At 39.3% G+C, this 22439-nt stretch carries 19 protein-coding genes; 15 read left to right on the forward strand and 4 right to left on the reverse strand.

Features of this window, described 5'->3' with window-relative positions; genetic code table 11:
• Window positions 1-254 precede the first annotated feature (254 nt).
• The 4 genes from ACQKMH_RS08685 to ACQKMH_RS08700 all read left to right on the forward strand — a co-directional run bounded on the left by ACQKMH_RS08685 (window position 255) and on the right by ACQKMH_RS08700 (window position 6211).
• Complete coding sequence (locus tag ACQKMH_RS08685; protein WP_427586979.1) at window positions 255-1250, forward strand: cation diffusion facilitator family transporter; 996 nt, start codon at window positions 255-257, stop codon at window positions 1248-1250.
• A 282-nt stretch (window positions 1251-1532) separates the two neighbouring features.
• On the forward strand, window positions 1533-2276 hold the full coding sequence (locus ACQKMH_RS08690; protein ID WP_427586980.1) for a Cof-type HAD-IIB family hydrolase: 744 nt from the start codon (window positions 1533-1535) through the stop codon (window positions 2274-2276).
• 172 nt (window positions 2277-2448) lie between these two features.
• Window positions 2449-3447 (forward strand): NAD(P)H-dependent flavin oxidoreductase, encoded by a 999-nt coding sequence (locus ACQKMH_RS08695; protein ID WP_427586981.1) that lies wholly within the window; start codon window positions 2449-2451, stop codon window positions 3445-3447.
• Window positions 3448-3817: 370 nt separating this feature from the next.
• Entirely contained in the window at window positions 3818-6211 is a 2394-nt protein-coding gene (locus ACQKMH_RS08700) for a YhgE/Pip family protein (protein ID WP_427586982.1), read from the forward strand.
• Window positions 6212-6405: 194 nt separating this feature from the next.
• On the opposite strand, the gene ACQKMH_RS08705 is transcribed toward ACQKMH_RS08700, so the two are convergent.
• Together ACQKMH_RS08705 and ACQKMH_RS08710 are read right to left on the reverse strand one after the other, a co-directional pair.
• Entirely contained in the window at window positions 6406-7005 is a 600-nt protein-coding gene (locus ACQKMH_RS08705) for an exonuclease domain-containing protein (protein WP_427586983.1), read from the reverse strand.
• 507 nt (window positions 7006-7512) lie between these two features.
• A complete protein-coding gene (locus ACQKMH_RS08710; RefSeq protein WP_427586984.1) occupies window positions 7513-8160 on the reverse strand; it encodes a CAP domain-containing protein in 648 nt (215 codons plus the stop codon).
• Between the two features lie 342 nt (window positions 8161-8502).
• On the opposite strand from ACQKMH_RS08710, the gene ACQKMH_RS08715 reads away from it, so the two are divergent.
• The 9 genes from ACQKMH_RS08715 (at window position 8503) to ACQKMH_RS08755 (ending at window position 18498) form a co-directional block, all read left to right on the forward strand.
• Entirely contained in the window at window positions 8503-9738 is a 1236-nt protein-coding gene (locus tag ACQKMH_RS08715) for an NAD(P)/FAD-dependent oxidoreductase (RefSeq protein ID WP_427586985.1), read from the forward strand.
• A gap of 63 nt (window positions 9739-9801) precedes the next feature.
• Entirely contained in the window at window positions 9802-10359 is a 558-nt protein-coding gene (locus ACQKMH_RS08720; RefSeq protein ID WP_427586986.1) for a GNAT family N-acetyltransferase, read from the forward strand.
• Between the two features lie 196 nt (window positions 10360-10555).
• Window positions 10556-10990: a DMT family transporter gene (locus ACQKMH_RS08725; RefSeq protein ID WP_427586987.1), complete on the forward strand. Its 435-nt coding sequence runs from the start codon at window positions 10556-10558 to the stop codon at window positions 10988-10990.
• Window positions 10991-11738: 748 nt separating this feature from the next.
• Entirely contained in the window at window positions 11739-13373 is a 1635-nt protein-coding gene (locus tag ACQKMH_RS08730; RefSeq protein WP_427586988.1) for a peptide ABC transporter substrate-binding protein, read from the forward strand.
• A 131-nt stretch (window positions 13374-13504) separates the two neighbouring features.
• On the forward strand, window positions 13505-14434 hold the full coding sequence (locus tag ACQKMH_RS08735) for an ABC transporter permease (protein WP_053346403.1): 930 nt from the start codon (window positions 13505-13507) through the stop codon (window positions 14432-14434).
• The gene (locus ACQKMH_RS08740) at window positions 14434-15363 is read left to right on the forward strand and encodes an ABC transporter permease (protein ID WP_427586989.1); all 930 of its coding nucleotides are present in this window, start codon (window positions 14434-14436) and stop codon (window positions 15361-15363) included. The genes ACQKMH_RS08735 and ACQKMH_RS08740 overlap by 1 nt, the downstream gene beginning before the upstream one ends.
• A gap of 49 nt (window positions 15364-15412) precedes the next feature.
• The gene (locus ACQKMH_RS08745) at window positions 15413-16426 is read left to right on the forward strand and encodes an ABC transporter ATP-binding protein (RefSeq protein WP_427586990.1); all 1014 of its coding nucleotides are present in this window, start codon (window positions 15413-15415) and stop codon (window positions 16424-16426) included.
• A 13-nt stretch (window positions 16427-16439) separates the two neighbouring features.
• The gene (locus ACQKMH_RS08750; protein WP_427586991.1) at window positions 16440-17432 is read left to right on the forward strand and encodes an ABC transporter ATP-binding protein; all 993 of its coding nucleotides are present in this window, start codon (window positions 16440-16442) and stop codon (window positions 17430-17432) included.
• Window positions 17433-17643: 211 nt separating this feature from the next.
• On the forward strand, window positions 17644-18498 hold the full coding sequence (locus tag ACQKMH_RS08755; protein WP_427586992.1) for a crotonase/enoyl-CoA hydratase family protein: 855 nt from the start codon (window positions 17644-17646) through the stop codon (window positions 18496-18498).
• A 227-nt stretch (window positions 18499-18725) separates the two neighbouring features.
• Here ACQKMH_RS08755 and ACQKMH_RS08760 read toward each other — a convergent pair whose 3' ends face one another.
• The gene (locus ACQKMH_RS08760; protein ID WP_029714163.1) at window positions 18726-18926 is read right to left on the reverse strand and encodes a cold-shock protein; all 201 of its coding nucleotides are present in this window, start codon (window positions 18924-18926) and stop codon (window positions 18726-18728) included.
• Between the two features lie 184 nt (window positions 18927-19110).
• The gene (locus ACQKMH_RS08765; RefSeq protein ID WP_427586993.1) at window positions 19111-20067 is read right to left on the reverse strand and encodes a D-2-hydroxyacid dehydrogenase; all 957 of its coding nucleotides are present in this window, start codon (window positions 20065-20067) and stop codon (window positions 19111-19113) included.
• 118 nt (window positions 20068-20185) lie between these two features.
• Here ACQKMH_RS08765 and ACQKMH_RS08770 point away from each other — a divergent pair, with 118 nt between their 5' ends.
• Both ACQKMH_RS08770 and ACQKMH_RS08775 read left to right on the forward strand, forming a co-directional pair.
• Window positions 20186-20734 (forward strand): GNAT family N-acetyltransferase, encoded by a 549-nt coding sequence (locus ACQKMH_RS08770; protein ID WP_427586994.1) that lies wholly within the window; start codon window positions 20186-20188, stop codon window positions 20732-20734.
• A 199-nt stretch (window positions 20735-20933) separates the two neighbouring features.
• Window positions 20934-22391, forward strand: a complete 1458-nt coding sequence (locus tag ACQKMH_RS08775) for a CoA-acylating methylmalonate-semialdehyde dehydrogenase (protein ID WP_427586995.1) — start codon at window positions 20934-20936, stop codon at window positions 22389-22391.
• Window positions 22392-22439 lie beyond the last annotated feature (48 nt).

The raw sequence follows: 22439 nt of genomic DNA on the forward strand, positions 1-22439 counted from the left end.
AGTTCTTGCATGAAAGGGAGTAAGCCGCCGCTTACTCCCTTTTTTGTTGCATTAATCATTTACCTACCGCTCATTGTGAACTTATTAGAATAGATGAGGCCAACCCTGGAATATATTCGTTTGTGGGAGATTCAACTTATAGCCTTCTTCACTCGTATATCGTGGGGTTTCGCTTTTGTGGTTTCATATATTCCAGTGTTGGGGATAATACATTATGATAATGGATTTATAAAAAGATTAGGGGGGATTTTTATATGAAAGAATTATTCCGGTTATTAAAACAAGGTAATAAATCGGCGTTCATTGCTGCCTGTGTGAATAGTATCATCGCTGTGCTAAAGGGGATTGCTTATTTCATGACAGGGAATGTCGCTATGTTTGCTGAAACTTTACATACTTTGGGCGATGCTGCGAATCAGTTTTTCGTCTTCATTGGTTCTGCACTAAGTAAAAAGTCACCAACTGATCGATTCCCTGATGGTTTTGGACGATTGGTTAACCTTGTTTTATTAGGGGCAGTATTGGTTGTCGGAATCATGTCTTATGAAACGATTAAAGAAGGGTTCCATCATATTATGCACCCTGCAGAATCAACTGGGATCCTTATTAACTTGTCCGTCCTTTCGTTAGCCGTTGTGTTGGAATCATATGTATTATTTAAGGCGATGAAAGAAGTGGTCCATGAGACTGGAATCGAAGCTAAAGGAGCAGCAGTCATATTTAAGAGCTTCTCTGGTTTAAAAAGAGCTAAACCAGCGACGAAATTAGTATTCATGGAAGATATGGTAGCAACCGGCGGTGGATTACTTGCGATACTTGCGATTCTATTAGCAAACTTCACCCCGTTCATACAAGCAGAAGGGGTTGCTTCTGTCATGATTGGTCTGGGGATGTTTTATGTGGTTGGAAGGGTTTTTCTTGATAATGCAGCGGGTGCACTAGGGGAAGCGGATATAGAAATGCGTCAAAAAATTGGAACCATGGTCATGGATGATCCGGATGTTAGAGATATCCAGAAACTGGCTGTAATAAAGGAAGGGGAAGACTTTCATGTCGAACTTGAGGTAGAACTTGATCCCCATATTTCAATCGCCCAGGCTGATGACATAAAGGATCGTCTGTTTGATGAAATATTCAAGGAAAGAGGTGTAACGGATGTGATTATAGAATTTGATGAAAATGATGGTGTTGCTAAATGGGAAGATCAGATAAAAAAAGAATTGAATCAACTGGAAAAAGAAAAGGAATAGCAAGTATTCAGTTCAAAATTTTAAATGATTTAAATAGTATCAAACGTATTAAATCACATTTTTTCCATTCTCAATCATTAAAAACATTCGGTTTCTAAATTTCTTTATCTTAATGATGCTTGTCCCCATGGCAGCGCATACATCTTCTTTTGGAATTGAAAATTTCAACATTCCTTTACATGATAGGACCTGTTCAATTTTTCACGTTCTTTCCAAGAATATGAAAAATAAGCTATCATGTAATCAGGTACATATTGATAGATTATGAAAGGGTGAATAAAAATGAAGAAGCCGGATATTAAATTAGTTGCGCTTGACATGGATGGCACGCTTTTAAATCTCGCAGGAGAGATTTCTGAAGTAAATCGGAGAGCGATTAAAGATGCCGAAAATCAGGGGGTATTTGTTGTATTGAGCACAGGGAGATCATATGCGACATGCAGTGATTTTGCAAAGTCAATGGAACTTCAATCATATCTGATTACGGTAAATGGAAGCGAAATTTACGATAATCAAGGAAAACTGGTGGAAAGGAATATCGTCGATAGTGAGTCTATACAATGGATGTGGGAATTAAGCCAAAAACATGGTACACATTTTTGGGCAATAAGCTGTGATAATATTTACAGGGCTGAAATGCCAGAAAAAATCCATGATTCTCAATGGCTTAAATTTGGTTTTGATACAGATGATGAAGCGATCCGCCAAATCATCATGGATGAATTGGTATCAAAAGGTAATTTTGAAATTAGCAATTCAAGCCCTACGAATATTGAAGTGAATGCTATGGGCGTAAATAAAGCGAAAGCGATAAAGCTTGTTTGTTCATTGTTAAATATTACGATGGATAATGTAATGGCAGTAGGAGACAGCCTTAATGACCTAGCCATGATTTCTGAAGCTAAAGTGGGAGTAGCGATGGGGAATGCCCAGAAAATAGTGAAAGAAAAAGCGGATTGGGTCACGGTAACCAACGAAGAAGATGGTGTGGCGAAAGCCATTCATAAATGGGTGCTTACAAATTAAATCGAAACTGTATATGGAGTGCTTTCCATATGCAGTTTTTTTTATAGATGCATTCTGCGTAATGATGAAATTAAGCCCCCGGAATTAATTCTTGAAAATTGTGAATGTAAGAAGTATGATAATCTTGTAGTGTTATATTTTGGTAATATATTAAAAATGGGAGGTTTCATAGATGAGAAGAACTTTGCCTGAACATTGGTGGAATCAATTATCTTTACCAGTTATTTCAGCACCTATGTTTTTAATATCCGGTCCTGAGTTAGTGAAAGAATGCTGTTTGAATGGCGTGATAGGCTCTTTTCCAGCGCCGAATGCACGGCCGATAGAGGTACTGGATCAATGGATGGGTGACATAAACGGCACATTGATCGCTGCAAAGGATAAAGAACCAGACAGAAAGATTGCTCCATGGGCAATGAATATGGTTGTCCACCGTACTTATAGCCGCCTTGAAGAAGAGTTGGAATTGGTCAAAAAGCATCAGCCTCCCATCGTCATTACATCATTAGGTTCCCCAAAACACGTGGTCGATGTCGTACATAACTATGGCGGGTTGGTCTTTTCGGATGTCAGCAGTGTGGAATTTGCAAAAAAAGCCGCTGATTCAGGTGTGGATGGATTGATCTTAGTTGCTTCGGGGGCTGGTGGTCATGCGGGTGAGATAAATAGTTTTGCTTTCGTGGACAGCGTAAGGACATTCTGGGATGGTATCATTTTGCTGGCTGGTTCCATAAGTACAGGCCATAGCATCTTAGCTGCTCAAGCTGCAGGAGCTGATCTAGCCTATATGGGCACACGTTTTATCGTTGCGAAAGAGAGCAGGGCAAATGATGAATATAGGGAAATGCTTGTCGATTCGGATCATGATGATATCATCTTGACTGATGCATTTTCAGGAGTGAATTGTAATATGCTGAAACCGAGTATAAGTAAGGCAGGCATGGACCCTGAACAATTAACCAAAAAAGAAAATGTCGATTTTGACAGCATGTCCAAATCATCTGAGTCTAAAGCGTGGCGTGATATTTGGTCTGCAGGGCATGGTGTAGGGGCAATAAAAAAAATAGATACCGCTGCCGGCATCATTAAACAACTAGAAAAAGAGTATCAGGAATCTCTAGAGAAATTGACCGGGCAGGCGGATAAATTAAAAGGAATCATCTCCAAGTGATATGAAAGCGCTTCATTTAGATATTTGAATATAGCTTATTATAAGTGGAAAAAGGGCATCCATAATGGATGTCCTTCTTTGCGTGTTATATCAGGGTTGAAAATAGTAAATTCAGGTTGTAAAAAGTGAAAAAATATTGATAAAAAGGGTGATAAATGTTATATTACTTTCGTGTTAATGACCGAATGAACAATATAGTCATTAGTCATTTTTTGTTTGGAAAGTAATATATATAAAGGGTCAAGAAAAAAATCCAAACTATATATTGCAGAAGCAAATGACTTAATTCATGTATTCTTCAATCCATTTTTCACTGATGAAAATTATTAAATTAAACGGCATATTCGTCGTTAAGGAGGACTTGGTAGGTGTGTTAAAATCTTTAAAGGGTGAATTCTTAGCAATAATAAAACATCCTATGATACTCATTTCCATAATAGGGATCATCATGATTCCCTTGCTATACAGCGGAACGTTCCTTTGGGCGTTTTGGGATCCATATGGTAAGGTCGACCAATTGCCTGTCGCCATTGTCAATATGGATGAGGGTGCCGAGTTTAATGAATCGGAACTGACAATAGGAAAAGACTTAGTGAAAGAGCTCAAGGAAAAAAAGGATTTCGATTGGCATTTCGTCAGTCAAAAAGTAGCGAATGAAGGTCTGGAAAATCAAGATTATTACATGAAAATAGAAATCCCGAAAAACTTTTCGAAAAATGCAACGACCTTGCAAGAGGACAATCCGGAAAAACTCGATTTAATTTACACGTCCAATGAAGGGTTTAACTATATATCTACTAAGATTGGTGACGCAGCTTCCGAGAAAATCAAAGGGGAAGTTTCGGCAGCCGTTACGAAAACCTATGCCGAATCAATGTTCGACAATTTGAACGAAGTGGCTGACGGACTAAAAAGTGCAAGTGATGGTGCGGGAAAATTGAAAGATGGTACCGATACAGTGAAAAATGGTTCGAGTGAACTTGGAGATGGGATTAACTCTGCTAAAGAAGGTTCCAAAAAAGTGGATGAAGGAATAGATTCCGTCCATTCAGGTTCTGTTGAAATCCACGAAAATCTGGAAAAACTAGCTGAAAAATCACTGACCTTTTCCAATGGAGTCGGTTCGGCAGCTATGGGATCAAAAGAGCTAAATCAAGGGTTACAGCAATTTAGCACTGGTGTTGGACAAATGAAAGATGGGCAAACCAAGCTCTTACAAGGAGCCCAAAAATCTGAAGCGGGAACTGGTGAATTGGCCTCTGGACTGCAACAATCATTAGAAGGATTCAACCAGATAGAAGAAAAGCTGCCAGCCTTGACAGAGGGAGCAAATGGGGTAGCTGCTGGCGCTAGCCAGCTTTCAGGTTCATTGTCTGAATGGAGTGCAGCTTCGAGTGAAGCGAAAGCAGGAGCTTCTGAAGTTTCGGCAGGCTTGGAAGAAGTTATTTCAGGATTAAAACAACAATCCGGAGCTACGGATGATCCTGACGAGAAAGCACGTTTGGATGGAGTGATTGCTTCTCTGTCTCGTATTAGCGAAGGTAGTAGAGGTGTTTCTGAAGGGGTAGGGAAACTCTCGGCGAGTGCTTCTGAAATTGCTAAAGGCGGAAACAGTCTAAGTGATGGAGCAGAACAATTGGGAGAAGGCACAAGTGCGCTAAGCGGTGGTTTCACTCAATTAAAACAAGCTCAAGATAAACTTGCAAATGGTGCGAATGAACTGAAAAACGGTCAAGGTCAATTAGTGTCAGGATTGACAACATTTGGCGGTAGCATAGATTCAGCTCAGAGTGGGCTTGGACAGTTAACCGAAGGCAGCAATAACTTAGTCAGCGGGCTTGATCAGCTAGAAGATGGCTCCAAGCAATTATCTAGTGGAACCTCACAGCTTTCTGAAGGTTCGAAAAGCCTGATTACAGGAACAGATAAGTTGAAAGAAGGTTCATCCAGCCTAACGAGTGGTATGGGAGAACTGGCGAATGGAGCCATTAAGCTACAAGATGGAATCGCCAAACTTTCTGATGGATCGGAAGAATTACATGACGAATTGAAGGATGGGGCCAACGAAGCAGGCAATATAAAATCCAATGAAGATGTATATGACATGTTTGCAAGTCCAGTGAAAGTGGATAAACTGCCAATAAATAATGTACCTAACTATGGCACTAGTTTTGCACCATATTTAATTTCATTGAGTTTATTTATCGGGGCTATCGTTCTGACGATCATCTTCAAGTTAAGAGAGCCTGCTGTTAAGCCTGCTAATGGATTCAGCTGGTTTATTAGTAAATACAGTGTCATGGCTCTCATAGGAATCTGTCAAGCCATATTGGTGGACTCCATATTAATATTAGGACTTGGAATCAATGTCACGAGTATCCCGTTATTTTTTGCAGTAAGCATCCTTGCAAGCTGTACATTCATGGCTATCATTCAGTTCCTAGGATCAGCCCTTGATAATCCGGGTCGGTTTATAGCATTATTAATTTTAATTCTTCAACTGACGAGCAGTGGCGGAACATTCCCGAATGAATTGGTTCCCGGCTTCCTGCAAGGTTTCACACCATTCTTACCGATGACTTATTCGATAAATGCTTTTCGAGCAGTCATCTCAACAGGAGATTATAGCTTCATGTGGCATAATCTTAGCATATTAGCCATATTCCTTGTTGTGGCATTAGTATTATCACTTCTTTACTTTATTTATCGATTTAAAAAATTGAACGATGCAATGACCGAAAAACAGGAAGATGCAACAGTATAATAAAAAAACGGCGCCCCCTACGGGACGCTGTTTTTTATTATGATCGTGTTGTCTTTTGTAAGAATTTTTCACATCCGTCGTAATGAACTTTTTATATGTACTTCCGTCCTCTATGAAGGAACCATTTTATAAAAAAACGGAATGTGTCATAACTGCGTCCAACGTTTACGAGAGATTGTAAAATTAATGCAACACTACACCCTCGATTTTTGGGAAGCAGGTGCGTATTTCTTCATCGGATTTTTAGCAATGACATCTTTTAAATATGGATGACCGGAAGGACCCGGTATTTTCATAAGTTCCATAAGGTAAGATATATCGTCCATTGCCCTGTGAGTTTGGAAATTGGTGATATTATGTGCTTGCAGCAAGGTTAACAGTTTACTATTTTCAAAGCCGTATTGCTTCCAAGGTACATTCCGCATTGTGCAGAACCACTTTTGGTCATTGATTTCCGGATACATTTGGTAAAGAAAACTTCTATCGAATGAGGCATTATGTGCGAAAATCGAATCAGTACGTGCTATGAAAGATTTAATTTTTTCATCGTGAAATTTTTTTCCTTCGACTGAACTGTATGGAATACCATGAATCCTATACGCTTGATCATAATTTCTTCTTGCTTGATAGGAGAGAGGCTCTCTTAAAAACGATTCTTGATCAATAAGATTAATAATTTCCCCTGTTTCACTGCTATAAGTGAACAGTATAAGGGCAAGTTCGATAATTTCATCAGAAGTGGGACGTAAACCTGTCGTTTCTACGTCTAGCACTAAACCTAATCTATTAGACAATTTATTTTCCTCCAATTGGCTTCATTTATCTATTATAGCTGACATATGATAGCGTTTGAAAGTGTGAGGCATTGTATTAAATGGTCTTGTTGGAAAGATCCAGGTAAAGATTTCTACAACACTACTTAAAACACGGTGTAACAAGCTAGTTAAAGAAGAGATAGAACGGCTAAGACTGTAAGCAAAAGGAGTTCTATCTACCTGTTAAACAAAGTTGATTAGAACGGAATGTACGACACTCCTGGGGGAAAAGCAAGTCCAAGGGAATCCCCCCCAAAAAAACTGTAGGCAAAATCAATTATTATCGAGTATCTCTATCTTTTTTTCAATAATGAGTAAACGATACAAGCACAGCTAAATGCTATCTTGTTCTATATGTATATCTTCTTCCTTTTTTTCAACGCTGAAAATATTTTGGATTGAATTATTTTGAAAGGAAGCTGGAGATTTGAAAGGGAGGGATAAAGATAAAAAAAGAAGCGGCAATTTGCCACCCCTCACGAATTTTTATTTTCCAATGAATTGCTGGGTCCAATAGTGGCTGTACTTTCCTCCTGTCGCATGTCCAATTCCAATTTTGCTATAGTTCTTGTTTAGAATATTGGCCTTGTGTCCCGGACTGTTCATCCATGAACTCATGACGGCTTCTGCACTAGGTTGACCTGCTGCAATATTTTCCCCTGCATAATTATAGCTGACTCCAAAGGATTTCATCATTTCGAAAGGCGAGCCATAACGCGGACTTGTATGATTGAAATAATTATTATCACGCATATCTTCAGATTTCAGGATGGCAACATGGGAAATGGCTGAATCCATTTCAAGGGAAGGGAGTCCCTGTTTTGAACGTTCTTCGTTAACTAAACGAAGTATCTGCTGTTCAACTGATTGACTGTTCTCTTGGTCTGTTGTAGGAACTGTTTGATTGCTCTCATGTTTTGTTGTAGGAATAGTTATGTTTTGTCCAACTTTAATTTGATTAGAATCCTTAATTGTAGAGTTTGTTTTAAGTAAATCGGAAAGGCTAACTTCATATTCAGCTGCTATTTTCGTTAGGGTATCACCACTTGCTACTTGGTAAGTATTGGCTCCTAGGGCAACTGTCGGAGAAAATAAGGATAAGGACAGTGCTGATAAAAGGATGATTTTCTTCATTTTGTTTCCTCCTAGTAAGATATCTGGATTGGAAGTCTAGTATCCTATAAAAATCGGTGTGTGTAAAATTAGGTATTTCTCATTCTTTATCGGAATGGGAGAAAGGTATCGAATGAAAACGTACAGGATGGGGGTCCATATAACCTGAAATAAGAGTCTGGTTATGATAATAATAGGGCTTTTTGATAGAACTGAAGATTTATAACATGTAGAAAAAGAATCATTTTTACGTTTGCCAGCTATGTTTGTCAGGGTAAATAAGAAGGGTGTTAAAAACGTTAAGTAGCAATATGGACCTAAATAATGATGGAAATGATAAATCGTCGTAAAGGTGGAGCTCATATGGATTTAAAAGCAGGAAAAGTATTTTGGAAGGATACATTTAAAGAACATAGGACATATCCCATTTTGGAAGAGGATCTATCATGTGATGTATGTATTGTAGGTAGTGGATCATCGGGGGCACACTGTGCATATTTTTTAGCTGGAACAGGTTTAAATGTGATCCTGATTGATAAACGTGATATAAGTGAAGGCAGTACGGTAGCAAATACTGGACTTTTACAATATTCAAATGATAAAACATTAACGTCCCTTATTCATAGTTTTGGAGAAGATGTGGGTACACGCCATGTTCAGCTTTGTTTGGATGCCATTCGGACACTTGAGAAAGAGGTTGTTCCGAGTTTAGATGGAAATCCGGATTTTAAAATCAGAAAAAGCTTGTATTACGCATCCAGCCTTGAGGATGTATCGATGCTGAGAGAAGAATATGACAATCTTAAATCTCGTGATTTTCCAGTAGAATATTATGCAGAAAAAGATATTGAAAGTAAATTTTCATTTTCGAAATTAGCAGCGCTGGTTACAGGAAATGATGCTGAAATAAATCCATATAAACATGCACATTTCTTGATTGAAAAGGCATATCAGAAAGGCGTACGGGTCTATTCAAATACTAAAATCAATGGAAAGATTTTAAAAGAGAATCAAACCCATCTTTTTACCGAAAACGGGCATATGATACGAGCACAGTCGGTCATTTTCGCTACAGGGTATGAGGCCCAAGAAGAGGTGAGGGATAAAAATGCAAAGATTCTTAGTTCATATGCCATCGCAACGAATCAAATTGCCGATCAAGCTAAATGGCATGAAGATATGATGATATGGGAAACGGCGCGACCATATTTATATGCGAGAAAAACATTTGATAACCGGATAATCATAGGTGGTCTGGATGAATCAACGAAATATCTGGAGAAAAGGGATTCAATGATTATACGTAAAAGAGATGAATTATTGAAGCAGCTTATCATTTTATTTCCTGAATTAGAGAATCGGATCCAGGCTGATTATTATTGGGGTGCTTTTTTTGGAGAGACCCATGATGGTTTACCGACAATAGGAATATACCCTGATCACCCAAATTGTTATTTCTTATTGGGTTATGGCGGGAACGGGACGGTTTATAGTGTCATTCTTTCACAAATCATTAGGGATCTAATTACAAAAGGAGGGCATCCGGACTCCGCATTGTATCTTAAGGAGCGAAATTTCTCGAAAAGTATTGTCCATTAAGACAGGTATCTTCTCTTCTTAAATAGAATATATAGTCAGCTGAATTAACGGGGGGATTCTTCGATGGCGTTTAAGGCATTGGAAACAGAAAGACTGCGTTTAATCGAAATAGGCCACCAGCATACAGAGAGTCTGTTTGAAATTCTCTCTAAAGATGAGGTGACCAAATATGATGGGATAGAAAGTTTAATTCTTGTTGATGATGCCCGTCGCTTAATCGACTTGTTTAAAAGTGCGTATTTAAATAAACGTGGGATACGGTGGGGAGTTGTTTTAAAAGATTCCGAGAAATTCATAGGCACCGTTGGACTTAATCAATTGAGTCTCACCAACAAACGCGCAGAAATCGGGTATGAAATCCATCCGGATTATTGGAGAAAACATTTCACATCCGAAGCAGTCAATGAAGTATTACGTTATTCATTTCAAGAATTGAAATTAAATCGAATGGCTGCTTTAATTTTCAAGGATAATTTGGCATCAGCAAACCTATTGAAGAAATTTGGTTTTAAAGAGGAAGGCAGTCTCCGAAGTTATATATTTCTTCGTGACCAATCGCATGATGCCTTGGTATTTTCCTTGTTATGTGAAGAATATTTGCAGCTGCGTAATCCGGTTTAGTGTCTTATTCCATTTTTAAATCAAGGTAATAATAGATGATGAACTGGCCAATATGGTCAGTTTTTTTATTAAAGAAAATCCCATTCGTGATTGGTCATTTTAATTAAATCAGGGACAAAATGTATATTCATCATGTTAAAATTAGGGAGCGATTTCATAATCAGTCCGGGTGGACATGAAAAGGAGCATAATCATTGTGAAAATCTTATTTCCGTTGCTTGCAGTCCTAGGGGGTATCACCATTGCCATTCAAGGACAAATCAATGGTGGTTTAGGGAAAAAAGTTGGGGTCATTGAAGCCTCATTCATTTCGTTTGGAATCGGGACACTGGCTTTATTATTCATTGTTTTGTTTGCAGGGAATGGTAATATTTCAGCCATAGCGACTGTGCCTAAATGGCAATTGTTAGGTGGCATATTGGGAGCGTTTTACGTCATTGTCATTGTCCTGGTCGTACCTCGGATTGGAGTGGCCCCTGCAATGGCTGGGGTTATTGTAGGCCAAGTACTGATTGGGGCCGTCATTGACCACTTCGGTTTATTGGGAGGGGTACGCATCCCGTTGGATGTGAAAAAGGTGGCAGGAATATGTTTACTTTTCGTGTCACTATATTTATTTAATCATAAATGAAGTAATGAAAGGGGCATTATTGTAAATGAAGGGCGATTAGATAGGGGAATATACCCATCGAGATCATGAGAAACTGAACATGAAAGAGAAAGATACTATTTCTATTCCCCTATAGTGTTTTCCCTTTATATGGAATTGATTAATGAATAATTCGTTATATATTTTGGTACATGCATTATTCTACCAAAATATATAATTTGAATGAAAACAATTTTCTAGGAATCTTGTCTTAAAGAAAGATTCATCTTCGTAATTTGAATATTCAGAAAAAATTAATCATTTGATGTCGAGCGAATATATATGGATCCTGGGGTATTCATGCGAAAAAAAATATAGGAAGTAAAAGGTAGATTGGGTTATACATTCTTTTTACCTATCATCTAGATCGAAATGATTAGCAATTAATTATTATCTTGTGAAAAAGTACTCACTGGTTTATTGATTTTTTGATTTATTCGTAATATACTTAAAATTCAACATCTTTAATTCGAGGTATAGTACCCTTAGCGAGGTTTGAAAGTGGGTGGTTTTTAACTAGTAAACTACTGTAATTAGTATTTTTTTAGGAAGAAACGTAGATTTATGCAAACGGTTCGCTAGTTGTTTTGGTTGAATTTCTGCAATGAATGCTCCTGACTGTCCTCGCTGACATCAAACATGTACTATACGAAGGATTAATAGGTGGTAGAAGGATAATCCCTTTAATGGAATTATTCGAATAAAGATTAAAGATGAGGGGGAATATTTTTTGAAAAAGTCTAAATTTTCAGTGCTTGCTCTTCTTATGGCCATCATGCTAATGCTAGCGGCATGCAACGGCGGCTCGAAGGAAACTTCGAATGAAAAAGAAGGTGGATCAGGTGATTCAGCGGAATCAAAAGTATTAAACGTAAACAACTCGAGTGAACCTGGTTCGCTACACCCTGCAAATGCGCAAGGTACTCATGAATCATGGATCCTTGAACACACGTTTGAAGGTCTGACAAAGAAAACAGAAGAAGGTAAAATCGTACCAGGTGCTGCAGAATCATGGGAAATCAGTGATGATGGATTAACATGGACTTTTAAATTGAAAGATGGTTTGAAATGGTCAAATGGGGATCCGCTTACAGCGAATGATTTTGAATATGCTTGGAAGTATGCATTGAAACCAGAAACTGCTGCTGATTATGCTTACCAACTTTACTACCTTAAAGGTGGGGAAGCCTACAACAGTAACAAAGGTAAGGAAGAGGATGTAGGAGTTAAAGCGACAGACGACCTTACATTAGAAGTTACATTGGAGCAGCCTACACCATATTTCCTAGATTTGACTTCCTTCTATACTTTCTATCCAATCGATAAAAAGGTACAGGAAGAAAATCCTAAATGGGCATTGGATGCAAAAACTCACGTATCAAACGGTCCATTCAAATTAACGGAGTGGAAACATAAAGAAAGCCTGAAAATCGAAAAGAATGAAAATTACTACGATAAAGATAAAATCAAATTGGATGCAGTTAACTTTGCTCTAATTGAAGATGAAAATACAGCTTGGCAAATGTACCAGAGTGGTGAATTGGACATCGCTTATCCACTTCCAGTGGACGTGCAAGGACAATTGGTTAATTCTGGCGACAAAGAATTCAAAAACGGCGCAGAACTTGCTGTTTACTATTACAACTTTAATACAGAAGTAAAACCTTTCAACAACGCAAAAGTAAGGAAAGCGCTTTCAATGGCTATCGAACGTAAAAAAATCACGGAAAATGTTGCTCAAGGCGGCCAGAAGCCTGCCTTTGGAGTAGTCCCTCCGGGTATTCCTGATGCAACTGGAGATTTCCAGGAGAATACAGGCAACTTGTTTGAGGAAAATGTTGCTGAAGCTAAGAAATTGTTAAAAGAAGGTCTTGCTGAAGAAGGCATGAAAGAATTACCTGATTTTTCAATTTTGTATAATACATTGGATTCACATAAGAAAATTGCAGAAGCCGTTCAAGGTATGTGGCGCGATAACCTGGGTGTTGAAGTGACACTCGAAAATGCTGAATTCCAAGTTAAGCTAGACCGTGAAAAAGCTGGTGACTTTGAAATTTCCCGTGCAGGATGGGTTGGTGACTATGTTGATCCAATGACTTTCATGCTTTGGGAAACGGACGGAGCCTATAATGATGCTGGCTGGTCAAATAAGGAATATGATAGTTTACTAAAAGAAGCAAAATCTACAATGGAACCGAAAGAACGCATGGCTGCTTTACATAAAGCAGAGAAAGTTATGATTGACGAAATGCCGATCCTTCCGGTTTATTTCTACACAAAACCATATATGGTTAAATCGAATGTTACTGGAGTTTATGCACCGATAAACGCTTATCCGAACTTTATTTACGCGGATAAAAAATAACAGAAGGATTAAAGTGAAATGGAAGGTATGTCCAATTAGGACATACCCCATTTTCAATTGCGAATTTGAATATTTCATGAATTCATTTCCGTTTTCAACTCCTTAGAAAATCGATGATTGGGGTGATTACCATGTTGAGATATACATTAAATCGTTTTAAATGGGCGATTATTACTTTGTGGGCGGTTATTACATTAACGTTCATCATAATGCATACGATTCCGGGAAATCCATTTGCGAAAGAGGGAGCAATGCCTCCAGCTGTTTATGAAAATCTTCAAGTCCACTATGGATTGGACAAGCCTTTGTTGACCCAATATGGGAATTATTTATTGGAAGTCGTTCAATTTGATTTTGGCCCATCTTTGAAATCCTCATCCATATCAGTGAATGATTACATTTTGAAGGGTTTTCCAGTGTCCTTGCATTTAGGGGCGCAAGCTTTGGTGATTGCCATCTTCTTTGGGCTCATCTTGGGTGTAGTGGCTTCGTTGAAACGAAATAAATGGCCTGACTATCTATCAATGGTCATTGCCATCGTAGGGATTTCCGTTCCAAATTTTATTTTGGCAACTATATTAATCAATTATTTTGCAATAAAATGGCACATTTTTCCGGTAGCTACATGGGCGACATGGCAGCATACCATTTTACCATCCATTGCCCTGTCAATGATGCCACTTGCTTTCATCGCTAGATTAATGCGGACGAGCATGCTCGAAGTAATGGGGCAGGATTATATTTTGACAGCAAAGGCAAAAGGGTTGAAACGGAGCGGTGTCATAATCAAACATGCGATTCGGAATGCGTTATTGCCGATTATTACGATTCTAGGTATCCTTACTGCTAATATCGTGACAGGAAGCTTCATTATTGAACGTATTTTTGGTATTCCGGGCATGGGAGATATGTTCGTAAAGGGAATATCCAACCGAGACTACCCGGTCATTCTTGGCTCCACAATTGTGTATAGTGCAGTGCTTATCCTATTGATATTCATCGTTGATATAGCCTATACGTTGATTGATCCAAGAATTAAAGTGACGGGGGAGAAAAAATAATGGCAGATAAAATGCATTTTACTGAAGATATGTTCCAACCCGCTGAAGGAAACTTTAAGGAAGCTGAAAAAATTGCAAGACCAACGGTTTCATACTGGTCTGACGTCTGGCGTCGGTTTAGAGAAAATAAACTAGCAATGACCGGATTTGTTCTAATAATCCTCTTGGTCTTGCTGGCGATTTTTGGTCCATATATTAATGGATATACTTATTATGGTCAAGATTTCGAGAAAAAGAATCTTAGCCCCAATGCCGAGCATTGGTTTGGTACGGATTCATCAGGAAGGGATTTATTTACGCGAGCTTGGTATGGTGCGAGGATATCCTTGTTCATTGGTTTGATGGCAGCGTTGATAGACTTCTTGATTGGTGTCCTATATGGCGGAATTTCAGCCATTCGTGGCGGGCGCACAGATAATATAATGATGCGATTTGCAGAAGTGATTTATGCGATTCCTTACCTATTGATGGTTATCTTGATGATGGTCGTTTTAAAACCTGGTATATTGCCAATCATCATAGCCATGTCGATTACAGGATGGATTCCTATGGCACGACTAGTAAGGGGACAGGTTTTGCAGCTAAAAGAGAATGAATATATTCATGCAGCAACCATCTCTGGTGCTAATACGAGCTGGACTCTTAGAAAACACATGATTCCAAATACAATGGGACCCATCCTAGTCAATTTAACGTTGACTGTACCTACTGCGATTTTTGCTGAAGCTACACTAAGCTTTTTGGGACTTGGAGTTCCAGCTCCTCAGGCAAGTTGGGGAACCTTGACAAGTGATGCCCTGGGAAGCATTTTGGTAGGGAATTTCTATCAACTTTTAATCCCGGCAATATTGATCTCCTTAACCATGTTCGCGTTCAATGTAGCTGGTGATGGACTGCAGGATGCCCTGGATCCAAAACTACGGAAATAAATGAGTCCTAACACAAAGAATTGATATTACTAGAATAGGAGGGACGATGATGGAGAACCTATTAGAAGTGAATGATTTACACATCACCTTCCATACGTATGCAGGAAAAGTGCAGGCTGTGCGCGGCGTGAACTTTGAAGTGAAAAAAGGGGAAGCCGTCGCCATTGTTGGGGAGTCCGGATGTGGCAAAAGTGTAACTGCGAAATCAATCATGAGATTATTGGAAACACCTCCAGCAGAGTATGGAAAAGGGTCAATAAATTTTGGCGGTAAAGACCTTATTAAAATGAGTGAAAAGGAAATGCAGAAGATCCGTGGAAATGAAATCAGCATGATTTTCCAGGATCCGATGACTTCGCTCAATCCAACGACAAAAATTGGCAGCCAAATTATGGAGGGTATCCTAAAGCATAATAATAATATCTCCCGAAAAGATGCATATGACCGAGCGTTAGAAACCCTTAAACTAGTAGGGATTCCTCAGCCTGAAAAAAGGATGCAGCAATACCCACATGAGTTTTCAGGTGGTATGCGCCAGCGGGCGATGATAGCGATGGCCCTAGCCTGTGAACCGAAATTATTAATTGCGGATGAACCTACAACGGCATTGGATGTAACGATACAAGCGCAAATTTTAGAACTGATGAAAGATATCCAACGTAGAATGGATACTTCCATCATTCTAATCACTCATGATTTAGGTGTGGTTGCGGAAACGTGCGAACGTGTAGTCGTAATGTATGCAGGTAAGGTTGTGGAAACCGGTACAGTGGAAGCAATATTTTCAAACCCGCAGCATCCATATACAAGAGGGCTGCTTAAAACGGTGCCAAGGCTGGATATGGAAAAAACGGCTCCATTGGTACCCATTATCGGATCACCACCGGATTTGTTGGATCCGCCTAAAGGATGCCCATTTTATCCAAGATGTGAATCAGCAATGAAAGTGTGTAAAGATCATGATCCGGAACTTGAGGTAGTGGAAGATGGACAGACAGCTGCATGCTGGCTTCACCATCCAATGGCAAAGGCAGCACTGGCACAAGCACAGACTAATGTTTAAAGGAGGAGAGACAATGGTTTCACTAAAAAATAAGTCAGTAAAAGAAAAGGCATTCAACGAAAATTCTCCTCTTGTTGAAATAAAGAACCTGAAGAAATATTTTCCAGTTGGTTCTCAGTCGCTAAAAGCGGTTGATGGTTTGGATCTCAAAATCTACCCAGGGGAAACTGTTGGTCTAGTTGGGGAAAGCGGATGTGGTAAATCGACTGCAGGGCGTACAATCACCCGTTTGTATGAACCGACGGAAGGAGAAGTTCTTTTTCAGGGGAAAAATATTTTTGATTACAAACCGGGGGAAATGTCACATATCCGCCGTGAAATTCAAATGATTTTCCAAGATCCGTACGCATCCTTGAATCCAAGGATGAAGGTCGAGGAATTGATTGGGGAACCGCTTGCCATTCATGGGATATCTAAGGGTAAAGAGCGAAAAAAACGGGTGGAAGACCTGTTAAAACTTGTTGGTTTAAGTCCGGAACATATCACTCGTTTTCCACATGAATTCAGTGGTGGTCAACGCCAGCGTATTGGTATTGCAAGGGCATTGGCATTAAATCCTAAATTCATCGTTTGTGATGAACCGATTTCTGCACTTGATGTATCGATTCAAGCTCAGGTAGTTAATTTATTAAAAGAGCTACAAAAAGAAATGGGCTTGACTTATTTATTCATTGCCCATGATTTATCAATGGTCAAGTATATTTCTGATCGTATTTTAGTCATGTACCTTGGGAGAATGATGGAACTTTCGGATAGTGATTCTTTAACGAAGGATCCGCTTCATCCATATACACAAGCCTTGCTCTCTGCCGTTCCGATTCCAGATCCGACTATTAAACGGGAAAGAATCGTACTAAAAGGAGATGTGCCAAGTCCGATCAATCCGCCGAGTGGCTGTGTATTTCGAACTAGGTGCCCTAAAGCGATGGAGATATGCTCAAGTGCTGTACCAGAATGGAAAGAACAAAAACCCGGGCATTTCGTTGCTTGTCATTTATATTGGTAAACAAAAAAACCAGTTGCATATTGCGGCTGGTCTTTTTTTTACATCTAACATCGCTTTAAATATAAGTGATATTCTTGCAAACTTAAAATTTTTATCGGCTTATTAAAATAATAGCTAGGAATATGAAAATAAAACATATAAAATGTAATTATATGTAAAAATAGAAAGTTTGTAAAGTGTGTTCAATTTGTGAGAGAAGGAGGGGCTGATATTGTATTCCACGATAACAAGTGAAATCGTCAATCATGTCATGATTGTTACTCTTAATCGTCCAGAGAGAATGAATGCTTTCAATGAAAAGATGTGTCAGGAATTAATTCAAGCTTTTGATGAAGCGGATGAAAATGATGACGTACGTGCTGTTATATTAACTGGCGCCGGAGATGCATATTGTGCAGGAATGGATTTGGAGAAAGGCGCAGAAACCTTTATGGATCACACTCCTTTGGTTGAATACCGCGATGGTGGTGGGATTTTGTCTTTAAGGATTTTTGAGATGAAGAAACCCATGATAGCGGCGATTAATGGAGCGGCAGTCGGAATTGGAATAACCATGACTTTACCAATGGATATTAGAATTGCTTCAACTGATGCAAAAATGGGTTTTGTGTTTGCGAGGCGAGGAATTACAATGGAGGCCTGCAGCGGGTGGTTCTTACCTAGACTTGTCGGGATGGGTAAAGCTTCCGAATGGATTTTTACTGGTAGAATGATCACCGCCAGCGAGGCGTATGAAGGCCGGCTGGTAAACAAGATTGTCGAGCCGGAAGAATTGATGACAGCGGCAATGGAAATCGCATCAGAAATTGCAGAAAATACATCTTCCGTCTCAGTGACGTTATCCAGGCAGTTAATGTGGACCATGCTAGGTGCTAACCACCCAGTTGAATCTCATAAAATTGAATCGAAAATGATTCATTGGACAGGAAAACAAGCGGATGCACAAGAAGGGATCGATGCTTTCTTGGAAAAAAGGAAAGCTGATTTTAAAATGAAAAGCAGCTCGGATATGCCTCCGTTTTATCCATGGGGCACGGATCGAACCTATGAAGTCGATAAGAAATAAATGATTGATGCATTTAGGAAATCGGTGTGGAAGTGCTTGATAATTTTTACTTTTCGGATAAATTAGGGTTTCCATTCTTAGTGTGTTATACTGTGTTTACCATTTACTAAACTTGTTTCATGTTCCCTATTCCTTGTGAATGGGGCTTTTTTATTTGGATTTTTTTTATTTTATAAAACAAAAAAACAGACCCTACAAGTAGAGTCTGTTATATATTGTATTTAAAATTATGCTTTTTGAACGTTTGTAGCTTGAGGTCCACGTTGACCTTGCTCAACTTCAAAAGTAACTTCTTGACCTTCGTCTAATGATTTGAATCCTTCGCTTTGGATAGCTGAGAAATGTACGAATACATCGTCTCCGTTTTCGCGTTCGATGAAGCCAAATCCTTTTTCTGCGTTAAACCATTTTACTTTACCTTGTTCCATTGTTGTTGCCTCCTAGTGTGAATCCACACATTGTGTTACTACCCTTGCTCAATCATTAGACGAAAAGTGTTTCACTTATCAATCTTCCCGAACAAAAATAATTCTTATTAAATATAACAGATAATGTCGGAATCTGCAAGTAAACAAAGCAGAATATTTATTGTGAACCTAAGAAGAATAGGTATTAATAGCCTTTTTTGTAATCAAGTAAATTTATTGAAGGGTTTTTACAGTCCAGATAGTCCTTTAAATTCGGGATGAAAATATCCTGAATCAGCCGTTGATCGTAAAATTCCGTATTTCCGGATGTATGTGGCGTAATGATGACATTGTTCATTTCCCATAACGGACTTTTCTCCGGAAGTGGCTCCGTTTCAAACACATCCAGTCCAGCTCCTGCAATTTGATTGTCGTTAAGCGCATGGACCAATTCGTTTTCGACAACGAGATTTCCTCTGCCTATATTAATGAAAAAAGCGGAAGGCCTCATTAACTGGAATTCGGTTTTGCCGAACATCCCCTGTGTTTCTGGGGTCAAGGGTAAAGTCACGACGATATAGTCGCATCTTGGAAGGAGAGTGTTCAATTGTTTCTGTGTGAACATCTCGTCGACATATTCTTCAGATTTCCCAGAATGGCGCATTCCCAAAACAGTCATACCAAAAGCTTTTGCAATCTTAGCTGTTTCCTTTCCGATTTTTCCAACTCCGATGATTCCTATGGTCTTCTCATGAATTTCCTGCTTCATATTCGCATGATGCCAAGTCTTTTCCTGCTGTTGCTTTATATATGTATCTATTTTTCTAGTTAAGGAAAGCATTAGCGCAAAAATGGTTTCTGATATGGGATAGGCGTGAACGCCATTTGCCGTTGTAATCCGCACCTTCCTTTGTTTTAACGTTTCCAAAGGTAGAGCATTAACTCCAGCACTCCATGTCTGGATCCATTTCACTTCGCTTGTGTGAACGGACGCAGACATGGACGATTTCCAGCCAGCGATCACTTCCGCATCAATTATATGTTCCTTCCATATTTCCGGTGATCTTCCAGTGATAACAGTCCACTCAGGGATCAATTCTTTAACTTTTTGTAATAAAGGTTCATTCAAATTTTGGCTGATTACGAGTTTTCTATTTGACATAAGCATCCTCCTTCGTCATTTTTCTGAATTATACGTAGATTTAGATTATTTTTCAATTGGGAACTGTGATTGTTTATCAATCTTGTTATAATACAAATAAATGGAATGGGGTGTTATCATGAATGTGAAAGAAATATATGGACGTTTGCCTACTATAGAATCAGAACGTTTAGTTATGAGGAAAGTCACCATGAATGATGCCGAAGGAATGTTCGCTTATGCATCCAATAGGAAAGTTTCCCGTTTTGTCACATGGGAAGCACATCGTTCCTTATGTGATACTAAGGACTTTATCCAGTTTGTCTTACAGAGCTATGAGGATCAGAAAATCGCACCATGGGGGATACAACACAAAGAAAGTGGCAAGCTGATTGGAACGATTGACTTCGTTTCATGGCAGGTGAATCATCATAGTGCTGAAATAGGGTATGTGCTGGCACCCGAATACTGGGGAAGTGGCTTGATGACAGAGGCAGCCAAAACGATAATCGCCTTTGGTTTCGAAAATATGAACCTTGTGCGCATACAAGCACGATGCTTTGTTGAAAATTTGGCTTCGGAGCGTGTCATGCAAAAGGCTGGAATGTCTTTTGAAGGAATCATAAGAAAAGGGATGTTTGTTAAAGGGAAGCATGAGGACCTTAAGCTATACTCCATCATTAAATGAAGCGTTCGAAATCCTGATTTAGTTTGGGATCGGATGAATGAGGATTTCATCCCATGATTCTTATGAATATAGGAAAATCAAAAAACAAACAATATGTGCAAATATTGAATCAAAAACTATACAAAACGTCTAATGAAAAATATTCAATTGAAAAATATAATAAAACTATGAAATCGGGTTGAAAATGGAGGGTTTCAAAATGGCCGTTATTAATGATGTAGAAACGTTGAAAAATTATATTGGTGGAAAGTGGGTAGATTCCACAACGTCCAAACATGAAGAAGTGCCTAATCCTGCAACAGGAGAAGCATTGGCAATCGTACCTCTTTCCACAAAGGAAGATGTCGACCAAGCTGTGCAGGTTGCAAAAAAAGCATTTAAAGAGTGGAAAAAGGTAGCCGTGCCTAAAAGAGCACGTTTCTTATTCCGTTACCAGCAGTTGTTGATCGAAAACTGGGATGAGCTAGCAAAGCTTGTCACGATCGAAAACGGAAAAAGCTATACAGAAGCATATGGGGAGGTCCAGCGTGGAATTGAATGTGTGGAGTTTGCCGCAGGTGCACCTACACTAATGATGGGTAGCCAACTTCCTGATATTTCTCCAGGAATTGAATCTGGAATGTACCGTTATCCATTGGGAGTCGTTGCAGGGATAACACCTTTTAATTTCCCAATGATGGTGCCATGTTGGATGTTCCCGCTTGCGATAGCTTGTGGAAATACATTCATCTTAAAACCATCTGAACGTACGCCGCTCCTTGCCAATCGTCTTGTGGAATTATTGACGGAAGCAGGTGTCCCGGATGGTGTTGTCAATATTGTCCACGGTGCTCACGATGTCGTGAATGCGATTTTGGAACATGAGGACATTAAAGCGGTATCTTTTGTTGGATCCCAGCCTGTTGCTGAGTATGTCTACAAAACGGCAGCTGCCAATAAAAAACGGGTCCAGGCTTTATCGGGTGCGAAAAACCATTCTATCGTAATGCCTGATGCCGATCTCGACAATGCCGTAACGAACATCACGAATGCCGCCTTCGGATCTGCAGGCGAGCGTTGCATGGCTGCTTCGGTCGTAGTGGCAGTAGGAGAAGTGGGAGACTTGCTTGTTGAAAGATTAAAGGCTGCAGCCGATGACATCAAGATCGGAAATGGGATGGATAAGGACGTTTTCCTAGGACCTGTGATCCGTGATTCTCATAAAAAGAGAACAGAACAATATATTGAGATCGGGGAAAAAGAAGGAGCTGTTCTCCTTCGCGATGGCAGGAATGAAGGAGATCAGGAAAATGGCTATTTTGTTGGGCCAACATTATTTGATCATGTAAAAACAAATATGAAAATATGGAAGGATGAAATTTTTGCCCCTGTCTTATCCATAGTACGGGTTAATACCCTAGAAGAGGCAATTGAATTGACCAATCAATCCGAATTTGCCAATGGTGCCTGCCTCTATACGGATAGCGCAAAAGCCATCCGGGAATTTCGTGAAGAAATTGATGCAGGGATGCTTGGTGTTAACCTTGGTGTACCGGCACCGATGGCATTTTTTCCTTTCTCCGGCTATAAAAGTTCATTTTATGGAGACCTTCATGCCAATGGGAAAGACGGCGTGGAATTTTACACTAGAAAGAAAATGTTAACGGCAAGATACTGATATGGAAAAGGGGGTCGGCGCAATCTTTGGTCGACCTTCCTTTATACA

Source organism: Peribacillus sp. NPDC097895 (assembly GCF_050277555.1).
Taxonomy (GTDB): Bacteria; Bacillota; Bacilli; order Bacillales; family DSM-1321; genus Peribacillus.